General features: G+C 67.7%; 12 protein-coding genes and 1 tRNA gene. 9 read left to right on the forward strand and 4 right to left on the reverse strand.

Annotated elements, in window-relative coordinates; translation table 11 throughout:
• Positions 1-80: 80 nt before the first annotated feature.
• Positions 81-2468: an FG-GAP repeat domain-containing protein gene (locus QHF89_RS41775; protein ID WP_136965046.1), complete on the reverse strand. Its 2388-nt coding sequence runs from the start codon at positions 2466-2468 to the stop codon at positions 81-83.
• Positions 2469-2605: 137 nt separating this feature from the next.
• Here QHF89_RS41775 and clpB point away from each other — a divergent pair, with 137 nt between their 5' ends.
• From clpB to QHF89_RS41820, 9 genes are all read left to right on the forward strand, one after another.
• On the forward strand, positions 2606-5215 hold the full coding sequence (gene clpB, locus QHF89_RS41780; protein WP_136965047.1) for an ATP-dependent chaperone ClpB: 2610 nt from the start codon (positions 2606-2608) through the stop codon (positions 5213-5215).
• 47 nt (positions 5216-5262) lie between these two features.
• Positions 5263-6561, forward strand: coding sequence for a serine--tRNA ligase (gene serS, locus QHF89_RS41785; RefSeq protein ID WP_136965048.1), 1299 nt, complete (start codon positions 5263-5265; stop codon positions 6559-6561).
• Positions 6562-6808: 247 nt separating this feature from the next.
• Positions 6809-7789: an AAA family ATPase gene (locus QHF89_RS41790; RefSeq protein WP_136965049.1), complete on the forward strand. Its 981-nt coding sequence runs from the start codon at positions 6809-6811 to the stop codon at positions 7787-7789.
• Positions 7790-7811: 22 nt separating this feature from the next.
• Positions 7812-10271 (forward strand): S8 family peptidase, encoded by a 2460-nt coding sequence (locus QHF89_RS41795; protein WP_284721629.1) that lies wholly within the window; start codon positions 7812-7814, stop codon positions 10269-10271.
• A 360-nt stretch (positions 10272-10631) separates the two neighbouring features.
• Positions 10632-11507, forward strand: coding sequence for a DUF4339 domain-containing protein (locus QHF89_RS41800; protein ID WP_136965051.1), 876 nt, complete (start codon positions 10632-10634; stop codon positions 11505-11507).
• 194 nt (positions 11508-11701) lie between these two features.
• Positions 11702-11775, forward strand: a tRNA-Gln gene (locus QHF89_RS41805).
• 128 nt (positions 11776-11903) lie between these two features.
• Positions 11904-12530 (forward strand): sigma-70 family RNA polymerase sigma factor, encoded by a 627-nt coding sequence (locus QHF89_RS41810; protein WP_136935278.1) that lies wholly within the window; start codon positions 11904-11906, stop codon positions 12528-12530.
• Positions 12527-12991 carry a hypothetical protein gene (locus QHF89_RS41815; protein WP_211365606.1) on the forward strand — a complete coding sequence of 155 codons (465 nt, stop codon included), beginning with the start codon at positions 12527-12529 and terminating at the stop codon, positions 12989-12991. The genes QHF89_RS41810 and QHF89_RS41815 overlap by 4 nt, the downstream gene beginning before the upstream one ends.
• A 39-nt stretch (positions 12992-13030) precedes the next feature.
• Positions 13031-14053 (forward strand): M35 family metallo-endopeptidase, encoded by a 1023-nt coding sequence (locus tag QHF89_RS41820; RefSeq protein WP_136965052.1) that lies wholly within the window; start codon positions 13031-13033, stop codon positions 14051-14053.
• On the opposite strand, the gene QHF89_RS41825 is transcribed toward QHF89_RS41820, so the two are convergent.
• From QHF89_RS41825 to QHF89_RS41835, 3 genes are read right to left on the reverse strand one after another with little or no spacing between them, the layout of a single operon-like run.
• Positions 14011-15579, reverse strand: coding sequence for a sensor histidine kinase (locus QHF89_RS41825; protein WP_136935276.1), 1569 nt, complete (start codon positions 15577-15579; stop codon positions 14011-14013). The genes QHF89_RS41820 and QHF89_RS41825 overlap by 43 nt on opposite strands.
• A gap of 13 nt (positions 15580-15592) precedes the next feature.
• Complete coding sequence (locus QHF89_RS41830; RefSeq protein ID WP_136965053.1) at positions 15593-16690, reverse strand: (Fe-S)-binding protein; 1098 nt, start codon at positions 16688-16690, stop codon at positions 15593-15595.
• A 57-nt stretch (positions 16691-16747) separates the two neighbouring features.
• A complete protein-coding gene (locus QHF89_RS41835) occupies positions 16748-18874 on the reverse strand; it encodes a GAF domain-containing protein (protein ID WP_284721630.1) in 2127 nt (708 codons plus the stop codon).
• Positions 18875-18909: the final 35 nt, after the last annotated feature.

The following is an 18909-nucleotide window of genomic DNA, read 5'->3' on the forward strand; positions in this document are numbered from 1 at the left end:
CTGTAGGCCGGCATCCGCCCGCTTGTCCAGTTTGTCCGATCGCCTCGGGCGTCGCGTCGTCGTGAAAACCGGCTAACCTGTCAGTTCGGTCCGCCCTCACAAACGCCGCTGCCTTGCGCGACGTTGTTGTCGGTCCGGCATTCGTGCCATGCGTGCGGCGGCGATTGATCGTCGACGATCACGAAGATCTTCTTCGACCCGTCGAGCACGCCGGGCGGCGGCGTGGGCAGCGGCAGGCTCACGTCCTCGGCTTCGGCCGGGTACAGCACCTTTGTGGTCATGACGGGGCTGCCCGGTAGCGCCACGCCGCCGTTCGCCGGGTCGTCCAGGTAAAACCCGATGTTCACGCCCGCCGGCACGCTCGCCTCGCCGATGTTGCGCACGCGCGCGATGAGCCCGTACTCCGGTGCGCCGCAGACCGGGAACACCGTGGCAACGAGGTCCGGCGCGGAGAACTCGCCCGAGGGCTGCACGTTTTGCCGGAAGTTGTTGAGCTTCGGTTGCTTGTAGTTCGGCAGCTCCACCTGGGGGATCGTCCCGTCCTCCTCCACGTTCGTCACGTGATAGCCGTGCTGGTTCCACACCCGTCGCGTGCGCACCCAGTTGCCATTCTTATCGCCGAAGATCCGCACGCCCGCCGTCTTCGTGCCGTCCGCGCAGGTGAAGCTCGAATACGAGTTCGACACGACCACGATGTCGGCCTGCCCGTCGCTGTCGACGTCCGCGACCAGCGGATACTCGTAGAGCGTCCCGTTCGTGTTGCACGTCTCGTAGAGCACCGCCCCGTCGGTCCCCGAATAGACGTGGATCATCTTCTCGTCGGCGTAGACGACCTCGGCCTTGCCGTCGCCCTGGAAATCGAAGACCGAGCTGCCCGTCGACGCGGACGAGCAATCCTGCGTTTGTCGGATCCAGAGCAGCGTCTCGGCGTTCGGCACGGCCGGGTCCATGAGCTTCTTGCCGTCGAAGACCGCATATCCGACGCCGCCGGCCATGGCCACGTCGGGCACGCCGTCGCCATTGAAGTCCGCCACCGTGGGCGGGCCGCCGCCTTGCGTGAAGCCCGTGCTGTTCGCGGGGCAGAGCGCGGGGTTCAGCGTGCCGTTGATGTCGACGCCCGTGCGCACGATCTTGAAGCCGCCGGGCTCGTTCGGGTCGACGCGCCAGATCCGCAGCTCGTGGCTGCTATTGTAGATGGCGATGACCTCGGGAATGCCGTCCTTGTCGAGGTCGCCGACGGCGGGGAAGCTCGCGACGAGGCCGGTATCGACGAGCAGCGTGCCGTCGCTCTTGTAAATGCGCCTCGCGCCGACGATGTCGAGCTTGCCGTCGGCGTCCATGTCGGAGACCACGACGTTCGAGGTATTCGCCGGGTTGAACGTGGCGACCGTGGCGCCGGTCTTCCCGTCGAGGATCTGCGAGTCCACGACGACCTCGACGTCGCCGTCCTGATCGAGGTCCGCGAGCGAGGGCATGGTGCACGTCCCGGCCGCGCTGAGCCACAGCTCGGTGCCGGTCGCCGAATAGGCGCGCGCGCGGCCGTCGATCGTGCAGATCACGATCTCGTTGCCCGGCACGCCGTCGATGTTGCCCGCGGCGATCGAGCGGCCCGGGTGGTTCGGGCTCGTCGCGCCCGCGTTCGCGGTCCACTTCTCGACGACCTGGCCATCGACGATCGAAATGGCGTGGAGCGTGCCATTTTCGTTGTACTTGTTCGTCTGGAACGTGGAGAAGACGATCTCCGGGATGTCGCGCTCGTCGACGACGCCGTCGCACGTGTCATCGTCGAGCTGGATCACCACGGGCGCCATCATCACGCTGTCCTGCGTGTTTGGCGCGGCCGGGTTTCCCCAGGTATACTTGAGCACGGGCTCGAACTGGCCGACGGGCGGCTTGTACTCGCATTTCGCGAGGCACGTGATCGGGTCGTTCGGGCCGGGCTCCATGCCGGGCGCGCACTCCGGAGGCTGCGGCAAGCATTTGCCCGTGGCCGGCGTCACGCCGCCCTGGCACGAGCCGCCCCCGCCGCCGCCGGGCATGCCCGGCTCGCCGAGCGCATATTCGCAGTAGGAGTTCTGCGGGCATTCGGTGGCGTCGATGCACGTCGCGCCCGGCGTCACGCATTGCTGGAACGAGCACACCTCCGCGCCGCCGCAACACGCCGTCCCGCAGGCCTTGTCCTGCGTGCAGCACACGTCGCCGACCGTACAGACGCCGCCGTCGCCGCAGGCCTCGCCCGGCGTGCATCCGTTCGTGCCGCTGTCGCCGAAGAGGTCGCCGCCCTCGCCGCCGCCACCCGTGGCGCCGCCGGCCTGGCCGCCCTGGCCGCCGCTGCCGGTCGAGGACGCGCCTGCCGACGCGCCGCTGCCCGTGGTTCCGTCACCACCGCTGCACGAGGCGAGGGCGACCGCGAGGGATGGGACGGCGAGTGCCGTGAAAGCGAGGAAAGAGAGCCGATGTTTTCGCATAAGGGCGCATCTTCGCCGAGGGCGCCCGTCCATGTCGATCGCGAAGAACCCGAAAAGGACCCCCGAGCGTGTGGTCGCTTCGTCGACTTGGCAAGGGCCTTGCTTACCTGGGATCCGGCCTTAGTTTCGGTCGTGCCATGCGGATCGATAGAATGACGACCAAGGCCCAGGAAGCGGTTCGCACCGCCGTCGACCTCGCGAGCCGTCGCGGGAACCCGGAGCTCTATCCGGAGCACCTTTTGCGAGCGATCCTCGCTCAGGAGGATGGGATCGGGGCGCCGCTCCTGGAAAAGGCCGGCGTCGACACGGGGCGCGTTTTGCAGGCCCTCGACGCCAAGATCGATAGCTACCCCCGCGTCAGCGGCGGCGCCGAGCCGAGCTTGTCGCGGCGCGCGCTCGGCCTGCTCCAGCGGGCCGAAGACGAGATGAAGGGCCTCAAGGACGACTTCATCTCCACCGAGCACCTCCTGCTCGCCGCGCTGAAGGGCGACAAGGACACGTCGCAGCTCCTCGAGCGCGCGGGGCTGAACCACGACAAACTGCTCGCGGCCCTCACGCAGGTGCGCGGCAATCAGCGCGTCACCGATCGCGACCCGGAGGGCAAGTTCCAGGCGCTCGACAAGTACACGCGGGACCTCACGGACCTCGCGCGGCGCGGGAAGATGGACCCGGTCATCGGCCGCGACGAGGAGATTCGTCGCACCATCCAGGTGCTCTCGCGCCGGTCGAAGAACAACCCCGTGCTCATCGGCGAGCCGGGCGTCGGCAAGACGGCGATCGTCGAGGGCATCGCGCAGCGCATCGTGGCCGGCGACGTGCCCGAGTCGCTGAAAGACAAGCGGCTCGCGGCGCTCGACCTCGCGGCGATGGTCGCGGGCTCGAAGTTCCGCGGCGAGTTCGAGGACCGGCTCAAGGCCGTCTTGAAGGAGATCGAGGGCGCGCAGGGGGGAATCATCCTGTTCATCGACGAGCTGCACACGCTCGTCGGCGCCGGCGCGGCCGAGGGCGCGATGGATGCGGCGAACATGCTGAAGCCCGCGCTCGCGCGCGGGGAGCTGCGCTGCATCGGCGCGACCACGCTCGACGAGTATCGAAAGCGAATCGAGAAGGACGCGGCGCTCGAGCGCAGGTTCCAGCCCGTCCTCGTGGGTGAGCCGAGCGTCGAGGATACGATCGCGATCCTGCGCGGGCTCAAGGAGCGGTACGAGATTCACCACGGCATCCGCATCCAGGACGCGGCGCTCGTGGCCGCGGCCATGCTCTCGAACCGCTACATCACCGAGCGATTCCTGCCGGACAAGGCGATCGACCTCGTCGACGAGGCCGCGAGCCGCATCCGCATGGAAATCGAGAGCCTGCCGACGCCCATCGACAACGTCGAGCGGCAGCTCGTCAAGCTCGGCATGGAGGAGCAAGCGCTGCAGCGCGAGCCGGACAAGGCGAGCAAGGCGCGGCTCGAGGACCTCAAGCGCGAGATCGCCGAGCTTCAGTCCAAACGCGACGCGATGCGGGCGCAATGGATGCGCGAGAAGGAGCTGCTCACCGACATCAAGAAGACGAAGGAGACGATCGAGCAGCTCCGCCTCGACGAGGAGCGCGAGAAGCGCCGCGGCGACCTCGGCAAGGCGGCCGAGATCCATTACGGCAAGATCCCCGAGGTCGAGAAGAAGCTCGAAGGGCTGCGCGAATCGCTCTCCAAGCTCCAGGAGAAGGGCAGTTACCTCAAGGAGGAGGTCACCGACGAGGACATCGCGGCCATCGTGTCGAAATGGACCGGCATTCCGGTCTCGAAGATGCTCGAGAGCGAGATGCAGAAGCTCCTCCGCCTCGAAGACGAGCTGCGCAGGCGCGTCGTCGGGCAGGACCACGCGCTCGTGTCGGTGGCGAACGCCATCCGCCGCTCGCGCGCGGGGCTCGGCGAGGAGAAGCGGCCCATCGGCTCGTTCATGTTCCTCGGGCCGACGGGCGTCGGCAAAACGGAGCTCGCGCGTGCGCTCGCCGAGTTCCTCTTCGACGACGAGAAGGCGATGGTGCGCATCGACATGAGCGAGTACGGCGAGCGGCACACGGTCGCGCGGCTCATCGGCGCGCCGCCCGGATACGTCGGTTACGAGGAGGGCGGTCAGCTCACGGAGCCCGTGCGGCGCAGGCCGTACACGGTGGTGCTCTTCGACGAGATCGAGAAGGCGCACCCGGACGTGTGGAACGTGCTCTTGCAGGTGCTCGACGACGGCCGATTGACCGACGGTCAGGGGCATACGGTCGACTTCAAGAACACGATCCTCATCCTGACCTCGAACATCGGCACGCCCGCGGCGATGGCCATCGAGGAGCGCGAGGGGCTCGACCCGCGGGACAAGGCCGAGCTCGTGCGGCGCGTGGTGCTCGAAGAGGTGCGCAAGCACTTCCGGCCGGAGTTCTTGAACCGGCTCGACGACATCATCGTGTTCCGGAGGCTCGAGCACGGGGAGATGGAGAAGATCGTCGACATCCAGCTCGCGCAGTTCGAGAAGCGCCTCGCGCGGCGCGGGATCACGATGACGGTGGCGCCCGCGGCGAAGGCCTTCCTCATCGAGCACGGCTGGGATCCGCAGTACGGCGCGCGGCCGCTGAAGCGGGCCATCCAGCGCTACATCGAGGACGAGCTGGCCAAGCGGCTGCTCGGCGGCGAGTTCAAGCCGGGCGATACCATCGCGATTGGACGGTCGGGCGAAGGCCTGACCTTCTCGAAAGTGACGTACAACTAGCGAGCGAGTAGCTGACAGCGGCGGAGGTCTCGGCTAAACCCGGCCCCATGCTGGACCTCCGCCACGTCGTCGATCACATGGACGACGTCCGCGCCGCCTTGGCGCGGCGCTCGCCCGCGGCTGCGGCCGCCCTCGCCCCCATCGCCGAGCTCGGCCAGAAGCGGCGCGAGCTCATCGCGCTCTCCGAGTCCAAGGCTGCCGCGCGCAACCAGGCCAACGAGCAGATGGCCAAGGCGGACAAGAAGTCCGCCGAGTTCGCCGAGCAACGCGAGGCCCTGAAGCGCCTGTCCACGGAGATCAAGGACGCGGAGCAGGCGCTGAAGGACGTCGAGGCGAAGATCCAGGAGCAGCTCGCCCTCGTCCCGAACCTGCCCGACGCGTCGGTCCCCGACGGCAAGGACGAGAACGACAACGTCGTCGTCCGGACCTGGGGCGACAAGCCGTCGTACACGTTCACGCCCAAGTCGCACTGGGACATCGGCGAGGGCCTCGGCGTCCTCGACTTCGCGCGCGGCGCCAAGCTCTCGGGCTCGCGTTTCACCGTGCTCTGGGGCGCGGCGGCGCGGCTCGAACGCGCGCTCATCAACTTCATGCTCGACCTGCACACGCGCGAGCAGGGGTATACCGAGGTTCTCCCGCCCTTTCTGGTGAAGGACTCGGCGCTCTTCGGCACGGGGCAGCTCCCCAAGTTCGCCGACGACCTCTTCAAGACGCACAAGAGCGACCCCGAGCGCGCGTACGACCTGTATCTGATCCCGACGGCGGAGGTGCCCGTCACGAACCTCCACGCCGACGAGATCCTCGAAGCGGACAAGCTGCCGCTCGCCTACACCGCGTACACGCCCTGCTTCCGCGCCGAGGCGGGCAGCCACGGCAAGGACGTGCGTGGGCTCATCCGGCAGCACCAGTTCGACAAGGTCGAGCTCGTTCGTTTCTCGACGCCCGAGACCTCGCCCGAGAACCACGAGACGCTCACGCGGCACGCGGAGGAGGTCCTCAAGCGGCTGAAGCTCCATTACCGCGTGTCGCTGCTCTGCGCGGGCGACATGGGCGGCTCTTCGCAGAAGACGTACGACCTCGAAGTGTGGCTTCCCGGGCAGGGCCTCTATCGCGAGATTTCGAGCTGCTCGAACTTCGGCGACTACCAGGCGCGGCGCGCGGCGATCCGCTACCGGCCCGAGCCCAAGGCGAAGCCGCGGCTCCTGCACACGCAGAACGGCTCTGCGCTCGCGGTCGGTCGGACGGTGATCGCGATCCTGGAGCAGTACCAGCAGGCCGACGGCAGCGTGGTCGTGCCCGAGGTGCTGCGGCCGTTCATGGGGTGCGAGGTCATCAAGGGGGTCTGAGCATCGAGCTCGTTCGAGGAGGCGCGGCGCGCGACGGGTTGTACACACGTCGCGCGCGGCTGAATCGTTGGTAGGCAAAGGAAGAGGCGCGGGGCGGGGCGGCGCTCGCAGTAAGGGCGAGCATTACGCGACGCACAAACGCGGACTTGTTTCGGGAGAGGCAGTACACCGCGGAAGACCGGTGGTTCCTGTTCGGCTGTCTTGCCCCATGCTCATCCGTGTAGACTAAAGAAGGCGAACAGGAACCATGGCGACCGCGGAGCAGCTCAAGGCCCTGCTGAAGAGCTACAGCGAGGGCGACGAAGATCGCTTCTATGCGGTGGCGATGCAGGTCGCTGCGCACGCTGCTCGGCAGGGACATGGCAAACTCGCTCAGGAACTGCGCGAGCTGATCGACGCCGCGAAGGCGAAAGGTCCGTCCTCACGAGGCGCGCGGGCGCCCGTACCGGTCGTGCAGCCACGCGGCGAGCTCGCCGGGCTGCTTGGAGTCAGCTACCCGAAGACGCGTTTGTCGGACATGGTGCTCGAGCCGAGTCTCCGCACGCGGCTCGACCGCATCCTTCTCGAGCAGCGACAATGCGAGAAGCTGCTCGCGCACGGGCTCTCGCCGCGGCGAAAGATCCTCCTCGTCGGGCCGCCTGGAACAGGGAAAACCCTCACGGCCCGCGCGCTCGCGGGGGAGCTTTCGCAGCCGCTTTTCGCCATCCTGCTCGACGGTGTCATCACGAAGTACATGGGCGAGACAGCGGCGAAGCTGCGCCTCGTCTTCGACGCTCTCCAGCGCACGCGCGGCGTTTACCTCTTCGATGAGTTCGACGCGCTCGGGAGCCATCGGACCTCGCCGAACGACGTCGGCGAGATACGTCGTGTGCTCAACTCGTTCCTCCAGTTCCTCGAGCAAGACGAGTCCGAGAGCCTCATCATCGCCGCGACGAACCACCCCGAGCTCCTCGATCGGGCGCTCTTTCGACGCTTCGACGATGTGCTCGAGTACAGCCTCCCGGACGATGCCCTTGCAGAGCGGATGCTTCGCTCGCGGCTCGCGCTGTTTGATACCAACCTCGTGGACTGGAGGCAGGTGGTGAACGCCGCGCGCGGCTCGAGCTACGCGGAGATCGTCAGGACGTGCGAGGATGCGGCCAAGGATGCGGTCCTTTGCGATCGCTCTGAGGTCACGACGCAAGCTGTGTTGGACGCTCTTGCAGCGCGGCACGCGAGTCGGCGGTGAAGCGAAGGGGGGATCGAGGAGGATGGCCCAGCCGCGAAAGAAGCTGCGACATCTGCTCGTGCCGAACACATCTGTGGCTGAGCCCTATGCCTCGCCCGTGATGGGCGGAGGCAAACCACGTCTCCCGCCTGTTGAACGAGCGCGACACGGTGAGCAGTTGCTCGAGCAACTCGAGCGCGCACGTCAGGAGCTTCAGTCACGCGACGCCGATCGTGATGTCCTCGCGTTCGAGGCGCGCCGGGGTCTCTATCTCGAGTTTGCCAGTGCCCCTGGGTTTGAACTCGCCCTCGATCGGCTCGACCTCCCGAGCGCCGGCATCGAGCTGGTAGCAAAACGCGACGTCGGTCCCGTCACCTATGCGGCAGTCTATGTGCCGGAAGGCCAATTTGCGCAGTTTACGAAGAGGGTCGAGGAATACACGTCCGAGGATAGCAAAAGCGGAAAGCCCAAACATCAGCCCTTGGTCGAGAGTATCCACGAGATCCGACTCGCCGTACTCGAGGGCTTCTGGACCGACGACCCCGCGCTTTTTCCACCGACAAAGACGGCGATCTGGTGGGAAGTCTGGCTCCGTGATGATCGCAGCGGCACCACCCTGGAGCGATTCAATGGGTTCGCCGGCATGTCGAACATTCGAGTCGGAGAGCGACACCTGCGTTTTCCAGAACGGATCGTCGTGCTCGCGTGGGGAACCCGGGAACAGATGGCAGGTTCGGTCGAGATCCTCGACGTCATTGCTGAACTGAGGCTCGCCAAAGAGGTCCCTGCATCATTCGCTGAAATGCCTGCACCCGAGCAGGCAGCCTGGGTGAAAGATCTCTCGCGCCGAATCACGCCTCCCCCGCCGGATGGCCCTGCTGTCTGCATCTTGGATACGGGCGTCAATCGTGGGCACCCCCTTCTCGCCCTCGCGCTGGCAGAAGGGAACCTTCATGCGTACAACCGTGAGTGGGGGCTTTCAGATCATCACGGACACGGCACGGAGATGGCTGGAATCGCACTCTATGGCGATCTCGCCCAGATCCTGCCATCGTCCACTCCAGTCCGCCTGACGCATCAGCTCGAGTCCGTGAAAATCCTTCCGCCCCTAGGGCGAAACGATCCGGATCTCTATGGGGTCGTTACGGCTGAGAGCGTCGCCCGCGTGGAGGTCGCTGCTCCCACCCGGAACCGGGCGTTCTCGATGGCGGTTGCGACGACCGAGTTCCGTGATCGCGGGCAGCCATCGTCTTGGTCGGCGGAGATTGATAAACTCAGCTCAGGAGCCGACGACGAACCGCGTCGGCTTTTTCTGATCTGTGCCGGCAACCGGACAGGGAACAACATCGGTCTTTCGTTCCGCAGTGGCAACGAGACCGAAGGGATCCACGACCCCGGACAATCGTGGAATGCCATCACCGTGGGTGCGTACACCGAGCGCTTTCAGATCGATGACCCTTCGCTCGCGGGATGGACACCCGTTGCTGCTCCCGGGGATTTATCCCCGAGCAGCACGACCTCGTGCATCTGGAAAGGACAGTGGCCACGAAAGCCGGACATCGTGATGGAAGGGGGCAACATGGCGTTGAGCCCCAATCGGAAAGAGGCTTATCAGGTCGATTCGCTCGCGTTACTTACAACGCACTCCAGGCCACAGGAGAAGCTACTCGCCACCACGGATGGCACGAGCGCCGCCACCGCCGGTGCTGCACGCCTCGCGGCAGCAATCTGGGCGGAGTATCCGTCGTTCTGGCCTGAGACGATCCGGGCGCTGCTTGTCCACTCGGCGCAGTGGACAGAAGCGATGAAGAAGGAGCTGCGCGAAGCCAAGAAGAAAAAGGGCCATGAGTTCGAGCACCTTCTTCGATGTTATGGCTTCGGAGTTCCCAATCGTGAGCGTGCGCTCTGGAGCGCGAAGAACGCGGCCACGCTTGTGATTCAGGATCAGCTCCAGCCGTTTGAGCGCGATTCAACCAAGGAGATGCACCTCCACACGCTCCCCTGGCCAAAGGAGGCCCTCGCAGACCTTGGCGAAGAAAGAATCCAGCTCTGTATAACCCTATCCTATTTCATTGAACCGAACCCAGCGCGCCGTGGTTGGGTGCGTCGCCATCGATATGCTTCGCACGGGCTCCGCTTCGCTGTCAGCAAACCGACCGAATCCAAGGATGAATTCCGCAAGCGTGTGAACAAAGCGGCACGCGCAGAAGAGGACGGGAAGATCAGCACGAGTGATCGCGGCTGGTTTCTTGGGACGGACTTGCGTAACAAAGGGTCGCTTCACCAAGATTACTGGCTCGGTACGGCCGCAGATCTTGCACGTCGCGACATTCTGGCGGTGTATCCGGTCACCGGATGGTGGCGAGAACGCCCTCATCTGGAGCGCTGGTCGCAGGCAGCACGGTATGCACTCGTGGTGAGTATTCGCACCCGCGCGCAAACCGTAGATATCTATGAGCCTATCGCGAACCAGGTAGAGGTCAAAACGGGTATTCCGGTCTGACACCGGCAGCGTGGGAAACGTTCTGCTGCAAAGGCCCCGCGGCGTTCGTTCGGGTGCGCGGTTCGGCCCCCCGGGCCCCGTCCCACGTGCTTCGTGGTCACCCTCACCGTGTACCCGCCCCGCATGAGGATGGAAAGGTTCGCTCGGGAGCCCGGCGCAAAACTTGGCCGACCTCCCACGAACCCTGTACGAGCGCCCTAGTCACGCCGAGCGTCTGCCTGTCGCCCCAACCCGCGGGGCCTGCGGATGCCTGCGTTTGTCGGGAAGGGGCGTCTCATGCAGGCGTCGTGTGCGTCGTCGTCCATCAAAAGCAGGAGCCCGGAAGACACCATCCCGTCCGTCTTCCAGCCGCGCTCGTCCATGCTCCCGCCCCCCGCGGCGAACGAGGTCGAGACGCAGCCGGCCCCGTTTGCGCGCGAGAGCCACCCGACGATCCCCTACGAGCGCGCGAATCCCAAGTCCTGGTTCGCCAACCACAAGAAGCGCCGCAGGCTCGCGCGGCTCGACCTCGATGAGGAGAGCACCGAGAACGGCCGGCCCATGCCCGAGTGGTGCGTCGAGCACGGCGCCGGCCTGCGGGCCATGACCACGTTCGAGCTCTGGATGGCCCTCGCCAGGGGCGAGATCGAGGCCGACACCTCGGTCTGGCGCGACGGAATGGAGGGCTGGACCCGCATCGAGCAGATCCCCGAGCTCGCGTATGCGCTCGCCGATTCGGTCTCGTTCGACCCGCTCCTCGTGACGCCCGCGCCTCTGCCGGACGTCGCGCTCACGCCGGCGCGTGGCGACGCGAAGACGCCTTTGACCTTCAGCGGGGCCATCGCGCAGACGGGGGATCCGCCGCATGTACGGTCTTTGGAGGGGGACGAGACCCGCTCGGAGCCCATTTCGCTCCCTGTCCGGGCATGGCCCTTCGGTCGCAAAGGTGGGTCCCGACGGTCTCTGGCAGGGCAAGGAGGGTTCTCCTTCCTGCTCGGGTGTGTCGTGGCGGTGACGGCCGTGGGTATCGCGCTCGTGCATCGAGGGATCGCGCCCGTGGTCCTGTCCGGGCAAGCCCCGGGTACGGACCCTCCCGCGCTCGTGGCCGGAGCCTCCGAGCTCGTGTCGAAGGTGGGGCAGAGGACGGCCGCGACCGTGCGGCAGACGGAGGCGACCCCCGTGGCGCCCCCTCCACCCTCGGCGCGCCACCATACCGACCCTGGTCAGAAACGGTCACGACGGGGCGCGCGACGGTAGCGACCCTCGCTCGGGACCCTCGCGACCCTCCTTGGAGAGGGTAACGACCCTCCCCGGAGGGGGGAACGACCCTCCCTGGAGACGGGAGCAACCCTCCCGGAGACCGTAGCGACCACCTTCGCGGCGCGTGCGAAGCGCAAAGAGTCGCGCTATCGTCCCGCCCCTCTGACGCTCCGGGCACGCCCGGGGCTCACTCCGGCGTCGTCTAAGGGCAGGACGGGGGACTTTGAATCCCCTAATCATGGTTCGAATCCATGCGCCGGAACCAGGTCCGCGGGGGGCACGCAGGCGGGCCGCCGGGCCCGTCCGGACCGCGAAGACGACGGGCACGCGAGACAGACTCTAGCGCTGCGCGTGCGAGGGCGTTTACGGTAGCTGCCGAGGGAGCAGCCGGGCGTGACGAGCGACGACGAGACCGAGGAGGCCAGGTTCGTCGCGCGTCTCGTGGCGCGGGACGAGGCAGCCTTCAACGAGCTCGTCGTCGCGTACGAGCGGCGCGTGTTCGCGCTCGTGTTCCGGATGATCGGGCGACGCGAGGAGGCCGAGGACCTCGCGCAAGAGGTCTTCGTCCAGGTCTTCAAGGCGATCGATCAGTTCCGCGGAGAGTCGAAGCTCTCCACGTGGATCTTCCGGATCGCCGTGAACCTCTGCAAGAACAAGGCGAAGTACCTCTCGCGGCGCAAGGTGGGCGAGCAAGAGGACGTCCACGAGATCGCCGATCGCGTGGACGGCGACGCGGGCAAGGGCGTCACGGTGAGCGGGGCGATCAACCGCCCGGACGAGATTCTGGAGGGGATGCAGCTCGAGCGCATCGTGAAGCGCGCGATCGAGCAAGTCGACGCGGACTTCCGTGAGGTGTTGATCCTGCGCGACGTGGAGGACATGTCCTACGACGAGATCGCGGAGGTGACGGGCTTGCCGGAAGGCACGGTGAAGAGCCGCATTTTCCGCGCCCGCGCGCAGCTTCGCGCCCTGGTCGAAAAGGCGCTCGGCGACAAGCTGAGGAGCGAGAAGAAGGCATGAGCGGCGACGCGAAGCGAAAGCCAGAGGCGGACGCGCCGGCCGACGATCGGGATGAGGATCAGCTCGGCGCGGAGGGCGACGTCAGCGACGAGGAGGCCGAGCGCCTCGCGGCCGAAGCAGAGCGCTGGCTCGAAGCCGAAGAGAAGGCCGAGGCGAAGGACGAGACGCGCGGCGCGAAGAAGCACGACGAGGACGAGGACGAAGCGCCGCTCGACGAGGTCGAGGTGCGCGAACTCTTGCGCCGCGCGCTGCGTCCGCCGCCGGGCTCGGTGGCACCGAGCCTGCTCGGAGGCGTGCAGAAGAAGCTGCGCACGCGCTCGCGAGGAAAATTCTACGGCGATGGATGGAGCACGTCGCGCTCGCCGCGCTCGACGTACCTCGTGACGAGCATCCTGATGCTCGTGCTCGTCGCGTTCGTATTTCTGGTGCTCGTTCCGTGGGGCAGCGGCGCGTTGCCTTGAGGATCAGGTAATCTGACAAGCCTTCCAGGAGGGCTTGTCATGTCCAAAGACGACGACGTTCGCATCAACGAGACCATGAAGCAGATCATGGTGCTCTTTCCTGCGGAGGGGCGTGGGCTGAAGGATGCGATCCAGAACGCGCTGATGACGCAGTTCGCAGCCGGACCCGCGCGCGCGAGCCTCAGCAAGGCGTTGTCGATCGGAGGACTTCACTTCGGTGGTGCGCAGCGCCGGCACGTCGAGCGGATCTACCTGCTCGCGGAGCGCGTCGTCGGGAAGAAGACGGACGTGCAGATGGCGACGTGCAAGCAGATCGCCGACTCGCTGACGGAAGTGCAGCTCCGAGGCCTCGTCGTCGGATTGGCCCAGGCCGTCGCCGCCACGCCGCCCGCAGGCACGGTGCAGATCGCCGAGTCGTTCAACTACGGCCCCGCGGACGCAGCGCGGCGCGCGGAAGCAGCCGTCACGAAGGCCAAGCGGATCCTCGGCGACATGTACCAGGGCATCAACGCGGCGAAGGCCGACGCCAAGGAGCGAGCGCGCTTCGAGAAGTGGTTTGGCCCGATGGAAGCGACGCGCTACGACGCGGTACGAAGGAACGTCGAGATGATGTTCCGCGATGTCACGACGCGCCCGCTCAAGCTGTATTACCGAGGCGCGGGCGTCAGCAACAAGCTGGATGATCAGCCGGGCTCCAACTACCACAACATCCACGTCAAGCTGCGCGAGGACCCGAACAACTACGGCTGTTTCATCCCCGGTTGGCCGAACGGCGGGGCCGAGCGCGACCGCACGCACATCCTCCTCGGTGGAGCGTTCTTCACGAGTTGCCAGGACGTCTCCCACCCGACCGACGTGACGAAGATGAGCGGGGCCGGCGTGATCGTCCACGAGCTGTCGCACGCGGTGTGCGCCACGAACGACGAGAAAAACGCGAGCGGCCAGGTCCTCTACGGCCCGCGCAAGTGCCTCGCGGTCGCGGTCGAGGCCCCGGCGAAGGCCGTGACGAACGCCGATTCCTACCGGTTGTTCTCCGACGAGTACGACAGCGCTTCGGTCTGATCCGGCGTCGATACGCCCGCGGCGGGTAGGTGAATCAGAAACCGCGTGCCGCCGGCCTCGCGGCCGAGGCAACGGATCGTGCCGCCGTGCGCCTCGACGATGTCACGCGTGACCGCGAGGCCGAGGCCCGTGCCGCGTTGCTTCGTGGTGAAGAAGGGATCGAAGATCGACGCGCGTAGCTCCTCGGGCACGCCCGAGCCCGTGTCGTCGACCGCGAGGTCGATGCCGCCGTCCTCGGTCTTGTGGATCGAGACGACGAGCTCGCCGCCTTTCGCCATGGCCTCGCGCGCGTTGCGCACGAGGTTCAAAAGCGCCTGACGGAACTGCGATTCGTCGAGGCGCGCGTCAGGCAGATCGTCGTCGGCGTCGACGCGGCTCGCCACGCCGCCGCGGTCGAGCTCGGGCCGCACGAAGGCGACGAGCTCGCGCGCGAGGTCCTCGACGCGCTCGCGTTCGAGCCGCGGGCGAGGCCTGCGCGAGATGCTGAGGTACTGCTCGGCGATACGCGAGAGCCGCTCGACCTCGGCCTTGATGGCGACGACGAGCTGCGAGGCCTCCTTGTTGTCCGACGAGGCGACCTCCTCTTCGAGCAGCTCGAGGTTCAGCCCGATCGACGAGAGCGGGTTGCGAATCTCGTGCGTGACGTGCGCGGCCATCTTGCCGATGGCGGCGAGGCGCTCGGCGTTCACGAGCTCGCTGCGGGCGCGCTGGATGGCGGCGACCATGCCCTCGAACGTCGTCGCGAGCTCGCCGATCTCGTCGTTCGTGGCCATGACCTCGCGCGGCGTGAGGTCACCGCGCGCGACGGCCTTCGCGCGCTCGGTGACGGCCGTGAGCGGCGCGAGGACGCGGCGCGCGTAGAGCGAGATGACCACGCCGACGAGGAGCGTGAGCACGAAGAGGCCGACGAGGAGCTGGATCGAGCGGGCCTCGCGTCGCTTCGCCTCGGCCGTGAGGCTCTCCATCCGCTCCTCGACGCGCAGCTTGATGGCGCGGAGGCGCTGCGCGCCCTCGGCCTCGCGCTTGAGCAGCTCGTCCCGTGCCCGCTCCGCGGCCTCGCGGTCGCTCACCGCGAGCGCCTGGAAGAGCTGCCCGAAGCGCTCGGGGTCCGCGCCGAGGAGCTTTTCGATGGCCGCGGCCTCGCGGACGATCTCCTCCTGGAACTTCGCGACGGAGGGGTCTTCGTCGACGAGCCCTTTCTCCGCGGCCTCGCGCACGTGCGCGAACGTGAGCGGGCGCGTGCGGCGCGCGGTCTCGATCCACTCGCGCACGTCGCCGGGGTTTTTCGCCGCGGTGATGTGGTTGAGCTGCGCGTTGAAGACGTTCTGCGCGGCGAGCGCCTCGCCCACGCGGAGCAGGAGCGGCGCGTAGCCGCTGCGCAAGAGCTCCGCGCCTTGGGACGTGTCGCGGAGCGCGCGGAAGCTCCAGGTCACGGTGAGCGCGAAGGCGGCGAGCACGAGGACGTAGCTCGCGAGGAGCCTGCTCGAGACGGTCCGCCTGCGGCGAGGAACTTTCGGGGTCGTCATGCGCGCGCGGGAGTCAGGGTGCGAGCGCCCGGGCGAGCAGGCTGACGAGGTCCTCGGCCTCTTCGCCGCGGCTCCGGAAGCGCCGCAGGCTCGACGCGCACGCGGTCACGAGAAGGCCGCCGCCGCGCGCCTTGTGCTCCGCGATGCGCGCGTCCGCGATGGCCTCGCTCGTGCGCGGTCGTGTTACGGGCAAGAGCCCGCCCGCGCCGCTGCACTCGCCGTGCTCGCGGTCGCGCTGGAACGTCGCGGGCTCCTTGCCGCTCATCTTCGCGAGCAGGGCGCGCGGCTCGTCGTACCGGCCGAGCCCACGCCCGAGCTGACACGGCGAATGCCACCGCACGGTCGTGCCTTCGAGCTCGGGGAGTACGCGGAGGCGGTCCTGCGCGGCGTGCGCGAGGTCGAGCAAGAGCTCGGGCTCGCGGGGCAGGGTGACGCCCACGCGCGCGTGCTCGACCCGCGTGGCGCGCGCGCAGCCCGGGTCCACGACGACGAGGCGCGGGACCTCGGAGACCTCGGCGGCGAGGCGCTCGGCCGCCACACGGAAGCCTTCCCGGTCGCCCGCGTGGAGCGAGGGGAGGCCGCAGCAGCTTCGAATCGCGCGCACCGGGCCGCCGACGAGCTTCGCCGCGGCCATGAGCGCGTCCTTCGCCACGGAAGGGTTTTTGCGCGCGTACGAGCAGCCGACGAGCACGCCGGCCGCGACAGGCCCGCGCGGAAGCGCTTCGGCTTCGATCGCATCGAGCGCCGCGGCCGTCTCGCTCGCGCGTTCTTGTGTCCGCGTGACGACGTCGACGGCGCCTTTCGGCGCGGCCCCGCGCGCAAAGAAGTCCGCGCGTGACTCGACGAGCACCGTCGCGGGCTCGTTCCGGTGGTCGCACTTCTCGCGGCACGCGTGGCAGCCCGTGCAGGCCCACGCCGGCGCGGTGTGCTCTGCCTCGACCGGCACGTCGCCGCGGCCCGCGAAGTACGTGAGGCTCATCTTGCCCCAGGGCGTCACCGTCTCGCTCGCCTCCGCGTTCGAGACGGGGCACGCGGCGCGGCAGAGCTTCGGGCAGTACACGCACGTCTCCAGTGCGCGTTTGTGCGTGGCGACGATGGGCAGACGGAGCACGTCCGGAGTGTCTTCCCCCGGGACGATGAGCGCAAGGGATCCGCGGATCCTACGGCTCTATCCGGTTCGTCCCGCCGGCTGACCGGGGTTGCTCGTGCGGCCGCTGCGTCGGCTCGGCGGCGCGTCGTCGCCGGGCTGGCTCGCTCGTGACGTCTTGGTCGATCGGCTCGCGTCGGTCTCGTCGGCGGCCGGCGCTTGCGGCGAGCGCGCCGTCGACGCGGCGGAGGCCGGCGTGGCGTTCGGCGGATGCACGAGCGGCAGTCCCGTCGCCTCGTCACCACGCGCGCCGGACGCCGGCGGCGGAGCTTGCGGCGGCGCGGCCGGGGCCGGCGGCGCGATCGTCGCCATCATCGGCGTCTCTTGCGGGATCCGGATCGTGAAGGTCGTTCCGCGCTCGGACGACTCGACCTCGATCGCGCCCCCGTGCTCGTCGACGATCTTCTTCACGATGGCGAGGCCGAGGCCCGTGCCGCCGCGTTTGCCGCTCGTCACGAACGAGTGGAACAGCCGCTCGCGGATCTCGGGCGGGATGCCGCGCCCCGTGTCCGACACGCTCAGCACGAAGTCCGCGCCTTGCCGTAGCGCGCGCAGCACGACCTTGCCGCCGCCGTGTGGCTCCATCGCTTCGACCGCGTTGCGCACGAGGTTGTGCACGACGCGCGTCATCTTCGTCTCGTCGAAGCGCGCGGTGCCGCGGTCGTCGAGCTCCATCACGAGCGTGACGCGGTTGCCCGCGAGGTCGAGCTGGAGCTGCTTCTCCAGGTCGCCGAAGAACTTCGTCAGGTAGACCTTGCGCACGAGGATGCTGCGCTCGCCGCGCGCGAACTCGAGCAGCTCGCGCTGCATCGCGCTGATGGCGTCGAACTGCTTGAGGATGAGCCGCGCGTGCTCGCCGCGCACCGAGGGCTCGCTCGCGGTCGCCATGAGCTGCACGTAGCCGCTGATCACCGTGAGCGGCGTGCGCATGTCGTGCATGACGCCGGAGAGCAGCCGCCCGATCGCCGTGAGCCGTTCGCTCTTCTCGCGCTCGGTGCGCGAGCGGAAGAGGCGCACCGCGGTCGACGCGTTCGCCGACACGAGCCGGAGGAGCGAGCGATCGTCCTGCGTGAAGCCGAGCGCGTTCTTCGCGTTGTAGAGGCCGAGCGCGCCGAGCGAGGTGTCCTCTTCGCCTTCGAGCGGCACGACGATCGCGCTCTCGATGTCCAGATCGAGCGAGGGATGCATGTGCGCGAGCGCGGCCTCAGCGATCGGACCGATGGGAGGATCCTTTGGGCCGAGGTGGACCGACTCGTTGTGCGTCATGGCCCAGCCGAGCAGGCCCTCGCCGCGCTTGACGGGCAGGCGCTTGACGTCGACGTCGCGCACCGAGACGCCGGGCGCCGACGCGTCGACGAAGTACAGGAACACGCCGGCCTCGCCCTCGTCGACGAGCAGGCCGCCGGCGCGCGCCTCGCACGCCTTCGAGGCCTCGGCGATGACGGCGCGGCTCAGCTCTTCGAGCGAGGAGGCCCCGCTCATCGCCGTTTCGAGTTCGAAGAGCAGCTTCAGGTCGGCGACGCGGTGCTCGAGCTGCTCCTTCGTCTCGACGAGCTGCATGTTCTTCTGGATGACCGAGAGGAACAGGCGCGAGTTGTCGATGGAGATGGCCGCCTGCGTGGCGAGCGCCGAGAGCAGCTCCTCGTCGTGCTGGGAGAACTCGCCTTTGCCGCCGTGCTTGTTCAAGACCTGCACGACGCCGATCGTGCGGCCGACGTGGTTGCGCATGGGCGCGGCGAGGATCGAGCGCGTCCGGTAGCCCGTGAGCTCGTCCCACGTGCGCTGGAAGCGTTTGTCCCTGTACGCGTCCTTCACGCGGGCGATTTTGCCGTGCTTGGCGACGTGGCCGGCGATGCCTTCGCCCACGGGCAGCTCGATCGAGCGCACCTCGCCGCCGAGGATCACCCGCGAGAGCAGCATCTTTCGCTGCTCGTCGAGCAGGTAGAGCGTGGCCCGGTCGGCTTCGAGCAGCTCCGTGATCTTGCCGAGGATGAGCTCGAGGAGCTGGTCGAGGTCGAGCGTGGAGCCGAGCGCGAGCCCCACGTCGCGCAGGGCGCGGACGGTCTTCTCTGAGCGTTCGAGGCTGGCCTCAAGTTCTTCGACTCGGGCCGTGAGCTCTCGCAGGCGGTCCGCCTTACCGGTCACCATACGACGCTAACACGCCTCCGGCCGCCACTACAGCG

Source organism: Polyangium sorediatum (assembly GCF_029946465.1).
GTDB lineage: Bacteria > Myxococcota_A > Polyangia > Polyangiales > Polyangiaceae > Polyangium > Polyangium fumosum.

Excerpts from the sequence above, each read along its gene's own strand:
- QHF89_RS41775 (WP_136965046.1), bottom strand. The coding sequence starts at position 2,468 with ATGCGAAAACATCGGCTCTCTTTCCTCGCTTTCACGGCACTCGCCGTC.
- clpB (WP_136965047.1), top strand. The coding sequence starts at position 2,606 with ATGCGGATCGATAGAATGACGACCAAGGCCCAGGAAGCGGTTCGCACC.
- serS (WP_136965048.1), top strand. The coding sequence starts at position 5,263 with ATGCTGGACCTCCGCCACGTCGTCGATCACATGGACGACGTCCGCGCC.
- QHF89_RS41790 (WP_136965049.1), top strand. The coding sequence starts at position 6,809 with ATGGCGACCGCGGAGCAGCTCAAGGCCCTGCTGAAGAGCTACAGCGAG.
- QHF89_RS41795 (WP_284721629.1), top strand. The coding sequence starts at position 7,812 with ATGGCCCAGCCGCGAAAGAAGCTGCGACATCTGCTCGTGCCGAACACA.
- QHF89_RS41800 (WP_136965051.1), top strand. The coding sequence starts at position 10,632 with ATGCTCCCGCCCCCCGCGGCGAACGAGGTCGAGACGCAGCCGGCCCCG.
- QHF89_RS41815 (WP_211365606.1), top strand. The coding sequence starts at position 12,527 with ATGAGCGGCGACGCGAAGCGAAAGCCAGAGGCGGACGCGCCGGCCGAC.
- QHF89_RS41820 (WP_136965052.1), top strand. The coding sequence starts at position 13,031 with ATGTCCAAAGACGACGACGTTCGCATCAACGAGACCATGAAGCAGATC.
- QHF89_RS41825 (WP_136935276.1), bottom strand. The coding sequence starts at position 15,579 with ATGACGACCCCGAAAGTTCCTCGCCGCAGGCGGACCGTCTCGAGCAGG.
- QHF89_RS41835 (WP_284721630.1), bottom strand. The coding sequence starts at position 18,874 with ATGGTGACCGGTAAGGCGGACCGCCTGCGAGAGCTCACGGCCCGAGTC.